Raw genomic sequence first — 15,388 nt, 5'->3', positions numbered from 1 at the left:
CGCTCGGCGGGCGGCCCGGGGCAGGTCAGGTCCGCGCGCCGCCGAGACCGAGCAGGACGGCGAGGCCCAGGGCGCTGCGCGGGGCGTACGGCACCCGCCACAGCCCACCGTGCGCTGCGCCGTACGCCTCGTCCTGCCACGGGTGCGGCAGCGCCGGGCCGCCCGTACGCAGGTGGTGCACCAGGAGCGCGGCCATCAGCGTGTTGCTGGTCGCCGGATCGAACACCTCGATGCCGAAGCGGTGCGCACCGGCGTACGCGGCGGCCAGCGCCCGGTTGCGCAACACCGAGCGGGTACGGGTGGGCGGGGCGACGGTGAACGACACGGTTGCCCCGCCGTCGCGGGCCACCGTCGCCCGCCACCGTTGCAGGCGTTTCGCCAGCGCGTAGTTGGGGCCCTGCTGGGGGACGAGGCTGTCGTTGACGCCGGGGTCCACACCCGGCGGGTAGTTGCGGTGCAGAAGCCTGCCGCCGGAGGCGACCCGCAACGACCGGCGGACGATGCCGCGCGCCGCGTAGCCGCGTTCGGCGTGGCGCACCGCGTCGCCGGGGACGGCGAAGACGTCGGTGGGGGTGGCCAGGAACGCGAGCGCCACGTCGTCGCGGCGGTCCTGCAACCGGAGGGTGAGCGCGTCGACCGCGGTGGCGACCCGGACGTTGGTCGCGCTGTCGGCGTAGACGTAGTTGCCCAGCACGAGCCGGCCGTCGACGCCCAGCAGCCAGTCGGCCACCTGCGGAAGGTTGTGCAGCAGGTCGGCGCCGGCGCGGGCGGCCAACGCGCCGTCGTCGGGCTCGGCGCCGGCGGGGACGGGCAGGTGGAGCCGGCCGCCGGAGCGGCGCGTGGTGTCCAACAGGCGCCGCCAGATCTCCGGGCGTGGCAGGTCGACCGCGACGACGTCGCCGCCCCAGCGCAGCACGGACGGCAGCGGGCCCATCTCCGCGCCCGCGCCGAGCACCACGATGCGCTGGTCGCGCAGGTCGAGCCAGTCCGGGTTGGCCATGACGGCGCGTACCGCGTCGGCGCAGGACGGCTCGACGACGCCGGCGCCCACCCACGCGTCGAGCCGGCGGTGCAGGTCGTCGCCGCGCAGCCGCCGGCCCCGGTACGGCAGGGACAACTCCCGGTCGACCTCGCCGGTGCCGGCGACCGTCGCCGTCCGCAGCGGTGCGGCCTCGGTGGGCGTGCCGAACGCGTCGGCGAGGCCGATCTCGGTGCCGTCGGCGCGCAGCACGGTCATCCGGCGGTGCAGCGAGGCGAGCCCGTCGCGGGCGATCGTCACCGCGGCCTCGCGGGAGAGCAGTCCGGCCTCGACGAGCCGTCGGAAGTGCCCGAGGTAACCGTGGCGCCAGTTCGTCTCGTGTTCCGCCGAGCGCGCGCCGACCGGATCGACGGCGCGCAGCGCGTCGGCGACGACCGCCCGCCCGAGCGCGGACGTACTGCGTCCCGCGTCGGTCTTGGGAAACACCACCCCGGTCGGACCCTCCACGCGCACCGCCCTTCCTCGAACTGCGCCAACGGTGTCACTCTGCCGCACCGGGCGGTGCCGTGCAGAGCCGGACCTCCGGCCCGGCGTCGGGCCGGGTTCGGCCGCTTCAAGGCAGGCCGTGCCGGGCCGGTCACGCGCTCGACGCGTTCACCGCGCGGCGGCTCGCCCCGTCGGCGGGCGGCACCGGTGCCGAGGTGAGCCGCCGCACGCCGGGCACGGCGGCGGTGCCGGCGCAGGCGACGAGGACCAGAGTGCCTGCCGCGAGCAGCGGCGCGGGCTCGCCCCAGGTCCGGGCGGCCATCGGCGCGAGGACGTAACCCAGCGGCATCGCGCCGAGGGAGACCAGCCAGTCGTACGAGGTGACCCGGGCCAGGACGTGCGGCGGGAACTGTCCCTGCACGACGGTCTCCCACACCGGGTTGAGGTAGCCGATGGCGCTCAGCGCGATCCCGTAGGCGGTGATGACCAGCGGGGCGGGCGCGGCGACGGCGAGCAGGGCCAGCGGCGCGGCGTAGCTGGCCAGCCCGAGGTTGGCCGTCAGCACCGGTCTGCGGGGGTGGATCCGGGCGGCAAGCAGCGAGCCGGCGAGCATGCCGACCGCGCCGGCCTGGAGCATCAGCACCCAGACGCCCTCGCCGCCGAGGCGACGCACGGCGACCGCCGGGCCGAGGGTCATGAGGACGGCGGCGGCGCCGTTCCACACGCCGTGACCGAGCAGGCTGGTCCAGAACCAGTCGCGGCGGCGGACCTCCCGCCAGCCGTGGGCGAGGTCGGCGAGGACGCTCCGTCGCGGCATCGGGACGTGGCGGACCCGGACGACCGCGAGCAGCAGCGCGCTGAGCGCGAACGTCGCGGCGTCGAGGACGAACGCCCAGCCGGGCCTGGCGGCCCAGATCAGCGCGCCGGCCAGGGCGGGGCCGGCGAGGCGGCTGGTGTTGGCGGTGACGCCCATCAGGGCGTTGGCCTGCTGCCGTTGGGCCGGCTCGACCGTGCCGGCGACCAGGGGCGAGGCGGTGGGCAGGGCGAACGCACCGACGGCGGCCGCCACCGCGATCACGTCGAGCGACGCGGCGCCGAGGAGTTCGACGCCGACGGCGAGTTGCGCGAGGCAGCGTACGAGGTCGGCGAGGATCGCGACGCGGCGGGCGTCGAGGCGGTCGGCGAGCACGCCGCCGAGGGGCAGCAGGAGCAGGCGGGGCACCAACGCGCAGACCGGCGGCGCGTCGACGTGGAACTGACCGAGGCGGGGCAGGCGGCCTGGCACGGGGCCATGGACGTCCGGGGCGCCGAGGAGCACCGGCTGCTGGCCGCGCTCGCCCCGCACGAGCGGCGGCAGCTGTCCGACCTGCTGCGCCGGGTGGTGCTGCGCGCCGAGGCGGTCGGCGGGTAGACCCGCCGGGCCCGCCTGTCGGGCGGAAATGGGGGTGCGGCCCGCGTACGCCGGCTGGCAGGGTGGCCGCATGACAGCGCAGGCTCTGGCGGGGGCACTCGCCGACGACGTACGGCGGCAGGTCTTCGCGGCGATCGTGCTGGGCGACGCCGACGCCCCGGCGGTGGCCGACCGGACGGGCCTGCCGGCGCGGCAGGTGCTGACCGCGATCCGCCGGCTCGTCGACGCGGGCCTGGTGGCCGGCGGCGACGGTGACCTGCGGGTCGACGCCGAGCGGCTGCGCGAGGCGGCCCGTACGCCGGCGGCGCCCCGTCCGGCCGGCGACTCCACGGACCGCGTGCTGCGCACCTTCGTGCGCGACGACAGGCTGACCGGCCTGCCGGCGCAGCGCGGCCGGCGACGGGTGGTCCTGGCGCACGTGGCGAAGTCCTTCGAGCCGGGGGTGCGCTATCCGGAGCGGGAGGTGGACGAGGTGTTGCGGCGCTGGTGCGAGCGCGGCGGCTCCGACCACGCGGCGCTGCGCCGGTACCTGATCGACGAGCAGTTGCTGGCCCGGGAGCAGGGCGTCTACTGGCGCGTCGGCGACTGACCGTCCGCGTCGGGCCCGCCCCCGTCGTGGCGGCGGATATCCCGTTGACCCGACGGCGAGGATCGACGGGTGAACGCGACAGACTGGACGACTGTCCCGACCCGTCCCGACCGGCCCGAGGCGACGGCCCTGCTCGAGGAGTACTTCGAGGAGATGGTCCGCCGCTACCACGGCCGCCCGGTCAGGCCGGGTGAGGTCGCGGCGGCGATGGCCGACGAGCCGAGCGACGACCTGGCCGCGCCCACCGGGATCCTCCTGGTCGCGCACCGCGACGGTCGTCCGGCCGGCTGCGCCGGGCTGCGGTACCGCCCGGGCTGGGCGGAGCTGACCCGGGTGTACGTGCGCCCCGCGCACCGAGGCCACGGCGGCGGTGCGGTCCTGCTCGCCGCCATGGCGGAGCGGGCCCGTGCCGCCGAGGTCGACCGGATCCGGCTGGACACCCGCGGCGACCTGATCGAGGCCCGCGCCCTGTACGCCCGGCACGGCTACCGGGAGATCCCGGCGTACAACGACGGCCCCTACGCCGAGCACTGGTTCGAGAAGGTCCTGAGTTGACGACGCGGCCGCAACGCGCTAAATACAGAGGAGGAAGTTGAGTCGCATCGGCTCAACTCAGGGACCTTCGGCCAGGAGAACCGAGGAGGCAGGCCATGTTGATGCGTACCGACCCGTTCCGTGAGATCGACCGGATCACCGAGCAGTTCTTCGGCACCGCCGCGCGCCCCGCGGTCATGCCCCTGGACGCCTACCGCGACGGCGACTGGTTCTACGCGGCGTTCGACCTGCCCGGCGTCGACCCGGACAGCATCGACTGCACCGTCGAGCGCAACGTGCTGACCGTGCGCGCCGAGCGCCGCCGGCCCGCCGGCGACAACGTCGAGCTCGTCGCCGCCGAACGCCCGATGGGCACCTTCACGCGGCGGCTCTTCCTCGGCGACACCCTCGACACCGACAAGCTCGAGGCCGGCTACGACAACGGCGTGCTGACCCTGCGGATCCCCGTCGCGGAGCGGGCCAAGCCCCGCCGGGTCACCGTCACGGCCACCGCCAACGGCAACGGCCGCAAGGAGATCAACGCCTGATCCCGGCGAACGGGGGCGGGACGGCCGGTGCGGCCGCCCGCCCCCGTCGCGTGTCCGGGGTCGCGGGTGATCGGGAGCCGACCGCGACGACGGGGGTGTGCGCGGCGCAGCGGGCCAGAGGGGCAAATCGGTGGCGGGGGCCGTAGGCCGGTGCCACACTCGACGGCGGTCCCGCAGCCGAACCGTCAGGAGTCGACCGGACGATGTGATCCCGCAGGACGCGGCAGGGCAGCGCCCCGCCGCCACCGGTTCCGGCCGTCCGCCCGCCCGGGCGTCGACGGCCCCGCCCGTCGTCCCGCGCAGGAGCATCCCGTGTTGAAGGTCGCGTCCGTCAGCAAGCACTACGACACCGAGCCGCTGTTCACCGATGTCGAGCTGGTCCTGAACGCCGGCGACCGGGTCGGCCTCGTGGGCCCGAACGGGGTGGGCAAGTCCACCCTGCTGCGGGTGCTCACCGGCGAGGAGCCACCGTCGGGCGGGCACGTCGCCCTGGCTCCCGGCGTCCGGGTCGGCTACTTCGCCCAGCAGGTGCCGGACCCGGACGCCACCGTCGGGCAGTTCCTCGCCGCCGGGCTCGGCGAGCTGCAACCCCTGGCCGCACGGCTACGCGATCTGGAACGGCGGATGGCCGACGGCGACGGCACGGCGCTCGCCGAGTACGGCGACGCGCAGGAGCGGTGGGCGGCGCTGGACGGCTGGCGGGCGCAGGCCCGGCTGACGGAGGTCCGCCAGCGCCTCGACATCGACCAGCTGCGCGACGACACCCCGCTGCGTCGGGTCAGCGGCGGCGAGCAGGCCCGGCTCACCCTCGCCCGGGTGCTGCTGCACGCCCCGGACCTGCTGGTGCTCGACGAACCGACCAACCACCTCGACGCCGACGGGATCGCCTGGCTCGGCGACTGGCTGGCGGCCTTTCCCGGCGCGGTGCTGGTGGTCAGCCACGACCGGGCGTTCCTGGACCGCACGGTGACCAGGATCGTCGAGCTGGACGGCATCCACGAGGCGCCGCAGACCTACACCGGCGGCTACAGCGACTACCGGGCGGAGAAGACGCGCCGCTGGCAGCGGCTGCTGCTGGACTACGAGGCGCAGCAGAAGGACCACCGGCGCTGGCTTGCCGACATCGACCGCACCAAGGAGCAGGCCCGCGGAGTCGAGGAGTCCGTGCGCAGCGGCCTCGGCGCCGACCAGCAGCGTCGCTACGCCAAGAAGGTGGCGAAGAAGGCCAAGGCCCGCGAGCGGCGGCTGCGCCGGCAGATGGACTCGATCCGCTGGCTCGCCGAGCCCCGTACCCGGCCGCCGCTGACGCTGGCGTTCCCCCAGCAGGCCACCGGCGGGCGGGAGGTGCTGCGGTCGCGGGGCCTGACGCTGCGCGCCGGCGGCCGGGTGCTGCTCGACCGCGTCGACCTGAGCGTCCGCGCCGGCGACCGGATCCTGCTCACCGGCGCGAACGGCGCAGGCAAGACCACCCTGCTGCGGGCCCTCGCCGCCGAGGTCCACCCCGCCGGGGGCGAGGTCATGGCCGCGGAGCCGGTCGCCGTGCTGCCGCAGACCCACGACGCGCTGCGTACCGACGTCACCGTGCGCGACTACTTCCGCTCCCGGGTGCCGGTGTACGTCGACGACGCCGAACGGCTGCTCGACGCCCACCTGTTCGGCCCGGAGCGGTGGGACGTGGCGCTGCGGGTGCTCTCCGCGGGTGAGCTGCGCCGGCTGCTGCTCGCGGTGCTGGTGAACAGCCCGGCCGAGGTGCTGCTGCTCGACGAGCCGACGAACTATCTCGACTTCGACGCCCTCGACGTGGTGGAGGAGGCGCTGCGGCAGTTCCGGGGCACCCTGGTGATGGTCAGCCACGACACCTGGTTCGCCGAGGCGGTCGGGGTCGACCGGCGCTGGCGGCTGGCCGACCGGCGGATCGTCGAGGAGCCGGCGGTGGCCACGATCGCGTAGGGCGCGCCTCCTCCCGTTCCCGACCCGAAGCTGAGAACCTTTTTCACATGCTCTCCCCGAACGCTCCGGCGCGGCCAAGCCGGCCCACCCCGCTGGCCCTGCCCGGGGGACCCGTCGACTTCACCGAGGCGTGGCTGCGCAACCGGCGGCTGTCCGAGCACACCCGCGACGCGTACCGGCGCGACGTCGCCGGCTGGCTCGCGTGGTGCGCCGCCCGTGAACTGGACCCGTTGCAGGCGAACTTCCTGCACGTCAACGAGTACGGCCGGGCGCTGGAGGCCACGCTCGGCGCGCGTACCGGCAAGCCGCTCACCCCCGCCACCGTCGCCCGCCGGCTCTCCGCCCTGTCCAGTTGGTACGACTTCCTGGTCAAGCTGCGCGCGGTCGAGGCCAACCCGGTCGCCGGCGCCGACCGCCCCCGCATCGACCGGGACCACTCCGCGACGGTCGGGCTCACCCCCGAGGAGGTCGACGCGCTGCTCGCCGCCGCCGATGCCGACACCGGGCCGACCGCCGCGCGTAACCGGGCGGCGATCGCGTTGCTGGCCGACCTCGGACTGCGCGTGGGGGAGCTGGTCTCGCTCGACCTGGCCGACCTGGGCGCCGAGCGGGGCCACCGCAGCGTGCGGTTCGTCGGCAAGGGCGGCAAGTCGCGCCGCCGCGCCCTGACCCCCGGCACCGCGTACGCGCTCGACGCGTACCTGGCCCAGCGGGCCGCCGCGCAGGGCGTGGCGGTGCACGAGCTGACCGGCCCGCTGCTGGTCACCGCCAGCGGGGCCCGGCTGGACCGGCACGCGATGTTCCGGCTGGTGCGCCGGCTGGCCCGGACGGCCGGCATCCCGGCCTGGGCGAGGCTGTCGCCGCACTCGCTGCGGCACGCGTTCGCCACCACCGCCCGCGCCGAGGGCGTGCCCCTGGAGGACGTGCAGGACGCGATGGGCCACGCCGACCCGCGCACCACCCGCCGCTACGACCGGGACCGGCACAACCTCGACCGCGATCCCGCGTACGCCATCTGGGCCGCCCGGGCCCGCCGCCGCGGCTGAGCTGCGGTGGCCGGTACGCACGGCCTACGGGTCCGTGTGGACCAGCGCCCGGCTCAGCGCCTCGATGCTCTGCTGACCCCCGGCGACGATCAGGACGTCGCCGTGGGCGAGGACGTGCCCCAGCCCCGGCGCGGTGATGGTCCGCCCGTCGCGCGCGACGGCGACGACGCTCACCCCCTGGACGCGCGCGACGGCCTCGGCCAGGGTCCGGCCGTCGTACGGCGACGCGGCCGTGACCGGCAGCTCGACGACGCTGATCGCCCCCCGGTGCCGTTCCAGGTGCGTGACGTGGTCGATGGTGGCGACGGGGTGCAGCAGCTCGGCCACCTCCTGCGCCTCGGTCGCGCTGAGGGTCACGGACCGTTCCACGGTGTCCGGGTCACCGGGCGCGTAGACGACGACGTCGCGCCGGCCGCCGCGATGGCAGACGACCCCGATCACCTGTCACTCCCCGGTGTGCAGGGTGTAGCCGACGCCGATTCCGGGCAGCGGCACGCGTTCTATCTGCATCATTGCCTCCTGTCGTCAGGTGGAGCGAAATGGCCGGCCTCGCCGAACCAGGCGGCCAGCCGCCCGGCGCGGGAGACGGCCCGCAGGCGCCGTTCGGTGGCGTCGCGTACGGGTGGGGTGGTGAGCACGACCAGTTGGTCGCCGACGCGCAGCCGGGTGTGCTCATCGGGCACGAACGAGTCGTCGCCCCGCACGACGAGGGTGGTCGCCGCCGGCGGCGGCAGCCGCAGCTCGGGCAGGTAGACCCCGTGCAGGCGGGAACCGGGTTCGACGGTGACGTGGATGAGGTCGGCGTCCATGGCGTCCAGCGGCGCCAGCTCGATCTGCAGGTCGGGTCCCAGGTCGTGCGAGTCGAGGCGTAGCCGCCGTGCCAGCCAGGGCAGGGTCGGGGCCTGGATCAGGGTGAACACCACGACGAGCACGAAGACGATGTTGAAGACCTGTTCGCTGCCCGGCGCCCCGGCGACGACCGGGATGGTGGCCAGCACGATCGGCACGGCGCCGCGCAGTCCGGCCCACGACAGGAACGCCTGTTCGCGCAGTGGGATCCGGAACGCGGCCAGCGCCACCAGCACGGAGGCGGGCCGGGCGAGCAGCAGCAGTGCCGTACCGACCACGATCGCGGGAACGATCGCGGCGGGCAGTTCGCTGGGCGTGGCCAGCAGGCCGAGCATGACGAACAGACCGATCTGGGCGATCCAGCCCAGTCCCTCCGCGACCGAGTGGGTGGCCCGGCGGTGCGGCAGGCCGGCGTTGCCGAGCACCAGTCCGGCCAGGTACGCGGCCAGGAACCCGCTGGTCTGGGCCAGGCCGGCGACGGCGAAGGCCAGCACCCCGCAGGCGACCGTCGCGATGGGGTACAGGCCCGAGGTGGGCAGGGTCAGCCGCCGCAGCAGCCACACGCCGGTAGCGCCCGTCACCACGCCGATGGCGCCCCCGGCGATCAACTGGTAGGCCATCGTGGCGACCAGCGGCAGGGGCGCGACCGCGTCGAGGGTGGCGGCGCTGAAGGTGAGCACCAGGATCAACGTGGGAGCGTCGTTGAGTCCGGACTCCGCCTCCACCAGGCTCGTCAGCCGCCGGGGCAGGGGCACCGCCCGCAGCACGGAGAACACCGCCGCGGCGTCGGTGGACGACACGACGGCTCCCAGCAGCAACGCCATCTGCCAGCCGATGTCCAGCAGCAGGTACGCCGCCGCGGCGGTGACGGCGACGCTGACGAACACGCCGACGGTGGCCAGCACCGACGCGGGCGCCAGCACCTCGCGTACGTCGCTGAACCTGGTGGTCAGGCCGCCCTCGACCAGGATGACCGCCAGCGCGGCCAGGCCCAGTGCCTGGGCGAGGGCCGCGTCGTCGAACGGGAAACCGGCCAGGTCCTGGCCCAGCAGCAGGCCGACGGCCAGGTACGCCAGCAACACCGGCATGCCCAGCCGGGTGGCCAGCCGGGCCGCGCCGACGCTGGCCAGGACCACGCCGGCGCCGACGGCCAGCGTCACGTACAGCTCACCGAGATCCACGGCGGCCCCCTGGCTCGCGGGTCCCGGCTACGCCGCGACGAGGCGCGGCCACACGTACACCCGGGCGTTCACCGTGGTCATGACCGTCGTGAAGGCGCCGGCGACCGCCGAGATGACGGTCGAGGCGGGGGTGGGCCGCGCGCTCACGGGCATCCGCCCGGCAGGCCGTTCTCCGCGTCGGTGGACCGGTAGGCGCAGGCGCGCGTGTCGGTCTCCGGTGGTGTGGGCTCGACCACCATCAGGTGACGGTTCACAAGATCCTCCGGGGTCTCGGCGCGACGGGCGACGTCCGCGCGGGCGGCGGCAGGCGGAGCCGGGCAGCAGGAATCGGAGCCGCAGCGGCTCCCGGCCCCGGGCTCGCCTTCATGGTCATCGGAGCGGGCCGGGTCGACATCGGGGCTGACACCCATTTGCCGCCGGCGCTGCTGCGAAGCTCTGCGCCGGCAGCCCGGCGCGGTGCGCCCGCGCCCCCACCCCGGTCGCGGGCGCGACGGATAATGGGTGCGCGCACGCATTTACAGCACACACCCGGGCCGACAGGCTGACCATGATGAGGGTGATCACCGCCGCGGGGCGGGCCGGCCTGGCCCCTGGCGGGCCGCAAGGAACAACTGCCGACGCCGGGCGGAGCCGGGCCGCGAGGGGAGGAACCGTCGTGTCGCTGTTCTGGCGGATCTTCCTGCTCAACGCCGCCGTACTCGTCGCCGCCACGCTGCTGCTGCTCGGCCCGGTCACGGTGTCCACCCCCGTGCTGCTCACCGAGGCCGTCGTGCTGACCGTGGGTCTCGCCGCGATGCTGGTCGCCAACGCCGCGCTGCTGCGCGTCGGACTCGCTCCGCTGCACCGGCTGACCCGGGCCATGACCACCATCGACCTGCTGCAGCCCGAGCCCCGGCCGGTCCCGGCCGGCCAGGCCGGCATCGCGGACCTGATCCGCGCCTTCAACGCCATGATCGACCGGCTGGAGGCGGAGCGGGCCTCCAGCGCGGCCAGCGCCCTGTCCGCCCAGGAGGCCGAGCGCCGGCGCGTCGCCCAGGAACTGCACGACGAGGTCGGCCAGACGCTGACCGCGGTCCTGCTCGAACTCAAGCAGGTCGCCCGGTCCGCGCCCGAACCGGTCCGCGCCCAACTCGCCCAGGTGCAGGAGACCACCCGCGACAGCCTCGACGAGATCCGCCGCATCGCCCGCCGGCTGCGCCCCGGCGTACTGGAGGAACTCGGCCTGACCAGCGCCCTCAAGGCGCTCGTCACGGAGGTCACCGGGCACACGGACCTGTCCGTGCGCCAGCACCTCGGCGCGGACCTGCCCGCCCTCGACGGCGAGGCCGAACTGGTGATCTACCGGGTGGCGCAGGAGGCCCTCACCAACACCGTCCGGCACGCGCGGGCCGCCACCGTCGAGCTGTCGCTGACCCGCCGACCGGGCCACGTGCAGCTGCGGATCCGCGACGACGGCCGGGGCATCGGCGTACGCCGCCGAGGGCGCCGGCGTACGCGGCATGCGGGAGCGGGCCCTGCTCATCGGCGCCCAGCTCGCCGTGGGGCCCGGCCCGGACGGCGGCACCGAGGTGCGGCTGCGGGTGCCCGTCGGCGACTCCGAGGCCCGGCCGTGACCACCCGCATCCTGCTCGCCGACGACCACGCCCTCGTGCGCCGTGGCGTGCGCCTCATCCTCGACAGCGAACCGGACCTTACCGTCGTGGCCGAGGCCGGCGACGGCGCGAAGGCCATCGCCCTGGCCCAGACCGAGCGCCCCGACCTGGCCATCCTCGACATCGCCATGCCGCGGCTGACCGGCCTCCAGGCGGCCCGGGAGCTGTCCCGGCAGCAACCGGGCCTGCGCATCCTCATCCTGACGATGTACGACAACGAGCAGTACTTCTTCGAGGCCCTCAAGGTAGGCGCCAACGGCTACGTGCTCAAGTCCGTCGCCGACCGCGACCTGGTGGAGGCCTGCCGCGCCGCCGTACGCGACGAGCCGTTCCTCTATCCCGGCGCCATCAACGCCCTCATCCACACCTACCTGGAACGCAGCGCCCGGGGCGAGAGCCTGCCGGCCAGGGCCATCACCGAGCGCGAGGAGGAGATCCTCAAGCTCGTCGCCGAGGGCCACTCCTCCAAGGAGATCGCCCGCCTGCTGTTCATCAGCGTCAAGACCGTCGAGCGGCACCGGGCCAACCTGCTGCAGAAGCTCGGCCTCAGGGACCGGCTGGAACTGACCCGCTACGCCATCCGGGCCGGACTCATCGAGCCGTGACCGCGCGCGGCGGGGGTGGTGGTCGCCGGCGGCGACCGCGACCCGGCAGGCCGGCACGGGGGACGACAGGGCCGACTTTCCTGCGGGCGGGCCCGCCGGTTCTCTACGGTCGACGGGTGGGCGCTGAGCAGCCGTGGAGCCGGCCGGCCCGTCGGGGCCGCCCGGTGCGTACCGGGTTGGTGTTCGCGGGCGTGACCGTGCTGCTGTGCTGCGTCGGGGTGGCCGGGCTGGGCGCCTGGAACGTGCAGGTGGTCACGCAGGCCAGCGGCCCGGTGCGCGAGACCGCCGACGGGTTCCTGCGGTCGGTGGCGGCGGGCGACACCGACGGCGCGTACGACCGGCTCTGCGCCGACACCCGCACCCGGTGGAGCCCGATCGGGTTCACCAGCTGGCTGCGCACCCCGCCGGTGGTCGACGGCTACGAGATCGTCGACGTGTCGGTGGCGACCCGGGGTGGCAGCCCGCGCGGCACGGTGACGGTGCGGCTGACCCGCGACAGCGGCCTCACCGAGGAGCGGAAGCTGTCGGTGGTGCGCGAGGACGGCGACTGGCGGGTGTGCGGTGACCCGTACTGAGGCGTCAGCGGCGGGGGCCGAGTTCCCCCGCGCGGTAGTGCCGGCGGCAGAGCACCTGGTAGCGCACCTCGGCGCTGTCCACGGTGTCGCCGATGACGACCTGCAGGCCCTCGCGGACCACCCGGCCGTCGACGACGCGGGCGTTGAGCAGCCCTTCCCGGCCGCACCAGCAGAGCACCTCGACCTGGATGCGGGCCACCTCGTCGGCCAGTTCGAACAGCCGCTGCGCGGCCGGGAACAGGCACGAGCGGAAGTCGGTGGCCAGCCCGAACGCGTACACGTCGACGTCGTAGCTGTCGACCAGCTCGGCCATCTGCTCGATGTGCTCCAGGTTGTAGAACGACGCCTCGTCGCAGATCAGGTAGTCGACGCGGACGCCCTCGGCCCACGTGTCGCGCACGAGGGTGCGCAGGTCCAGCTCGTCGGTGACCTCGACGGCCTCGTGGGCCAGGCCGATGCGGGTGGTGACCTGCGGGCCCAGCGAGCGGTCGATGCGGGTGGTGACGAGGCCGCGGCGGCCCTGCCGGGAGTGGTTGTGGTTCATCTGCAACGCCATCGTGGACTTGCCGCAGTCCATCGGCCCCCAGAAGAACTTCAACGCCGCCGCGTGCAGCGGGCGCCCGTCCACGCCCCGCGCCGCGGCGCACTTGGCGGGGGACTCGTCGGGGCCCAGCGGCGGGCGCGCCAGGCAGGTCGGGGCGGCGGCGTGGTCGGTCACGGTCGGGCAGCCTAGCCGATCGACGTCGGCTGATCCGGCCGGTGCGGGCGGGCGCGGGTCGCTCAGAGCACCCGGGGCGGGGTGTTGCCGGCGGCGACGATCGCCCGCCGGATCGGCACGGCCAGCAGCAGCAGGAACCCGACGACGAAGAAGATCAGCAGGGAGACCAGGCCCACCCGGTAGGAGTTGGTGAGCTGGAACACGATGCCGAAGGCCAGCGGGCCGAGCCAGCTGGTGCCCTTGTCGCTGATCTCGTAGAAGCCGTAGTACTCGCCCTCCTTGCCGGCGGGGATGAGCTGGCTGAACAGCGACCGGCTCAACGCCTGGCTGCCGCCGAGCACCAGGCCGATGGCGGCGCCGAGGATCATGAACGGCAGCGGCGCCTCGGCGGGCAGCCGGAACGCGCCGAGGATCACCCCGGTCCACAGCACCAGGCTGATCAGCACGGTCTTCCAGGCGCCGATGCGCTTGGCGAGGGCGCCGAGCAGCAGCGCGCCGCCGAAGGCGAGGAACTGCACCAGCAGGATGGTGACGATCAGGGTGCTCTGCCCGAGCTTCAGTTCCTCGGTGCCGTACTGGCTGGCCAGCGCGATGACGGTCTGGATGCCGTCGTTGTAGACCAGGAACGCCAGCAGGAAGAACAGCGTCAGCGGGTACGCCTTGATCTCGCGCAGGGTGCGGCCGAGCTGCCGGAACCCGTCGGTGAGCGGGTTGCCGCCGGCCAGCGCGGCGGCCGTGGGGTGCTCGCGCAGCCAGCGCAGCGGGATCAGGGTGAACACCGCCCACCACAGGCCGGCGGACACGATCGACCAGCGGGCCAGGTCGAGGGTGCGCTGGTGGTTGCCCTCCTCGCCGAGCATGCTGACCGCGACGAGGTTGAGTGCCAGCAGCAGGCCGCCGCCCAGGTAGCCCAGCGCCCAGCCGCGGCTGGAGATGCCGTCGCGTTCGTCGGGGCCGCCGAGCCGCGGCAGGAACGAGTTGTAGACCACGACGCCGGCGCCGAAGGCGATGTTGGCGACCATGAACAGCGCCCCGCCGAGCAGGTACCGGTCGCCGGTGACGAAGAGCATGCCGACGGTGGCGCCGGCGCCGGTGAAGGCGGCGGCGGCGAGCAGCCGCTTCTTGTGCGCCGAGCGGTCGGCGATGGCACCGACGACCGGCAGCGCGAACACGGTGAGGAACACCGACAGCGACACCAGGTACGGGAAGTACGAGCCGGCGGCGACCTTGATGCCCAGCGGGTACACGTACCCGGAACAGGTGTCGGCGCCGAGTTCGCAGCCGGCGGCGAGTTTGGTGACGGTGGTCAGGAACGGGCCGAGGAAGACGGTGATGACGGTGGTGGAGAAGGCGGACATCGCCCAGTCGTAGAAGTACCAGCCGCTGCGTTCGCGGCGGGTGCTCGCCGGGGCGGGGGTGTCGTCCACGGCGGGGGTGACGGTCTCGGCCATCGGGGTCCTTCGAACGGGTTCAGGCGGCCCAGTGGCCGCGGCTGCGGTAGACGTCGCGCAGCACGCCGACGTGATCGGTCATGATGCCATCCACTCCGAGGTCGAGTAACTCGTGCATCTCGGCAGGTTCGTCGATCGTCCAGACATGCACGTGCAGTCCGAGCCGGTGGGCGTAACGCAGGAACCGGCGGTCCACCACGGGCACCCGCCCGTAGCGCACCGGCACCTGCGCGGCGACCACCGACGGTGGCAGCCGCAGCGCCCGCCCGGTCAGCGACGCCATCCGCAGCCGGGCCACCCCGCGCATGCCGAGGCTGCTGGCGACGCGCCCCTGCGTCAGGGCGCGCAGCCGGGCCAGCCGGGCGTCGCTGAACGAGGCCAGCAGCACCCGGTCGCCGGCCCCGACGCGGGCGACGGTGGCCACGGTCGGCTCGACGCCGCCGTCGGCCTTGACGTCGATGTTGAACCGCACCTGCGGCCAGGCGTCGAGGACCTCGTCGAGGCGGGGGACCACGGCGGCGCCGCCGACGCGTACCGAGGCCAGGTCGGCCCAGCGCAGGTCGGCGATGCGCCCCGGCTCGCCCGTGACCCGGGTCAGCGTGGCGTCGTGGAAGACCACCGCGACGCCGTCGGCGGTGCCGTGCACGTCGGTCTCGACGTACCGGTAGCCGAGCCCGATGGCCCGGGCGAACGCCGCGACGGTGTTCTCGTCGCCCTCGGCGGCGCCGCCCCGGTGGGCGAAGGCCAGCGGGGCGGCGCCGTCGAGGTAGGCGTGGGTCACGCGGGGAGTATGCCCGGCCCCGTTGGCCGCCGG

Annotated in this window: 14 protein-coding genes; 7 read left to right on the top strand and 7 right to left on the bottom strand. The window is 74.6% G+C overall.

The genetic code is table 11. The features are described from left to right. Positions 1-25: 25 nt before the first annotated feature. Together ACFHW0_RS20045 and ACFHW0_RS20040 are read right to left on the bottom strand one after the other, a co-directional pair. Entirely contained in the window at positions 26-1,492 is a 1,467-nt protein-coding gene (locus ACFHW0_RS20045) for a hypothetical protein (RefSeq protein ID WP_416609724.1), read from the bottom strand. Between the two features lie 124 nt (positions 1,493-1,616). Then, positions 1,617-2,750, bottom strand: coding sequence for an MFS transporter (locus ACFHW0_RS20040; protein ID WP_416609722.1), 1,134 nt, complete (start codon positions 2,748-2,750; stop codon positions 1,617-1,619). Between the two features lie 196 nt (positions 2,751-2,946). Here ACFHW0_RS20040 and ACFHW0_RS20035 point away from each other — a divergent pair, with 196 nt between their 5' ends. From ACFHW0_RS20035 to ACFHW0_RS20015, 5 genes are all read left to right on the top strand, one after another. Next, on the top strand, positions 2,947-3,465 hold the full coding sequence (locus ACFHW0_RS20035; protein WP_416609721.1) for a DUF2087 domain-containing protein: 519 nt from the start codon (positions 2,947-2,949) through the stop codon (positions 3,463-3,465). A gap of 69 nt (positions 3,466-3,534) precedes the next feature. After that, on the top strand, positions 3,535-4,020 hold the full coding sequence (locus ACFHW0_RS20030; protein WP_416609719.1) for a GNAT family N-acetyltransferase: 486 nt from the start codon (positions 3,535-3,537) through the stop codon (positions 4,018-4,020). 95 nt (positions 4,021-4,115) lie between these two features. Beyond that, on the top strand, positions 4,116-4,547 hold the full coding sequence (locus ACFHW0_RS20025) for an Hsp20/alpha crystallin family protein (protein WP_416609717.1): 432 nt from the start codon (positions 4,116-4,118) through the stop codon (positions 4,545-4,547). A gap of 312 nt (positions 4,548-4,859) precedes the next feature. Continuing rightward, a complete protein-coding gene (gene abc-f / locus ACFHW0_RS20020; protein WP_416609715.1) occupies positions 4,860-6,497 on the top strand; it encodes a ribosomal protection-like ABC-F family protein in 1,638 nt (545 codons plus the stop codon). 47 nt (positions 6,498-6,544) lie between these two features. After that, positions 6,545-7,543: a tyrosine-type recombinase/integrase gene (locus tag ACFHW0_RS20015; protein WP_416609713.1), complete on the top strand. Its 999-nt coding sequence runs from the start codon at positions 6,545-6,547 to the stop codon at positions 7,541-7,543. 24 nt (positions 7,544-7,567) lie between these two features. Here ACFHW0_RS20015 and ACFHW0_RS20010 read toward each other — a convergent pair whose 3' ends face one another. Both ACFHW0_RS20010 and ACFHW0_RS20005 read right to left on the bottom strand, forming a co-directional pair. Beyond that, positions 7,568-7,984 (bottom strand): cation:proton antiporter regulatory subunit, encoded by a 417-nt coding sequence (locus ACFHW0_RS20010; RefSeq protein ID WP_416609711.1) that lies wholly within the window; start codon positions 7,982-7,984, stop codon positions 7,568-7,570. Positions 7,985-8,052: 68 nt separating this feature from the next. Next, complete coding sequence (locus ACFHW0_RS20005; RefSeq protein WP_416609709.1) at positions 8,053-9,573, bottom strand: potassium/proton antiporter; 1,521 nt, start codon at positions 9,571-9,573, stop codon at positions 8,053-8,055. Between the two features lie 655 nt (positions 9,574-10,228). Between ACFHW0_RS20005 and ACFHW0_RS20000 the strand changes: the two genes are divergently transcribed. Together ACFHW0_RS20000 and ACFHW0_RS19995 are read left to right on the top strand one after the other, a co-directional pair. Next, positions 10,229-11,830 carry a response regulator gene (locus ACFHW0_RS20000; protein WP_416609707.1) on the top strand — a complete coding sequence of 534 codons (1,602 nt, stop codon included), beginning with the start codon at positions 10,229-10,231 and terminating at the stop codon, positions 11,828-11,830. Between the two features lie 116 nt (positions 11,831-11,946). Continuing rightward, entirely contained in the window at positions 11,947-12,405 is a 459-nt protein-coding gene (locus tag ACFHW0_RS19995; RefSeq protein WP_416609706.1) for a hypothetical protein, read from the top strand. A 4-nt stretch (positions 12,406-12,409) separates the two neighbouring features. On the opposite strand, the gene ACFHW0_RS19990 is transcribed toward ACFHW0_RS19995, so the two are convergent. The 3 genes from ACFHW0_RS19990 to ACFHW0_RS19980 all read right to left on the bottom strand — a co-directional run bounded on the left by ACFHW0_RS19990 (position 12,410) and on the right by ACFHW0_RS19980 (position 15,355). Continuing rightward, positions 12,410-13,123, bottom strand: a complete 714-nt coding sequence (locus ACFHW0_RS19990; protein ID WP_416609704.1) for a thymidine kinase — start codon at positions 13,121-13,123, stop codon at positions 12,410-12,412. A gap of 62 nt (positions 13,124-13,185) precedes the next feature. After that, positions 13,186-14,574 (bottom strand): MFS transporter, encoded by a 1,389-nt coding sequence (locus ACFHW0_RS19985; protein WP_416609702.1) that lies wholly within the window; start codon positions 14,572-14,574, stop codon positions 13,186-13,188. 19 nt (positions 14,575-14,593) lie between these two features. Further along, positions 14,594-15,355 (bottom strand): glycerophosphodiester phosphodiesterase, encoded by a 762-nt coding sequence (locus ACFHW0_RS19980; protein WP_416609700.1) that lies wholly within the window; start codon positions 15,353-15,355, stop codon positions 14,594-14,596. Positions 15,356-15,388: the final 33 nt, after the last annotated feature.

The sequence above is a fragment of the Micromonospora sp. LOL_025 genome, from assembly GCF_048060285.1.
Taxonomy (GTDB): Bacteria; Actinomycetota; Actinomycetes; order Mycobacteriales; family Micromonosporaceae; genus Micromonospora.
The sequence above is the reverse complement of the archived record's forward strand: the minus strand, read 5'-3'. Positions and strand labels throughout refer to the sequence as shown.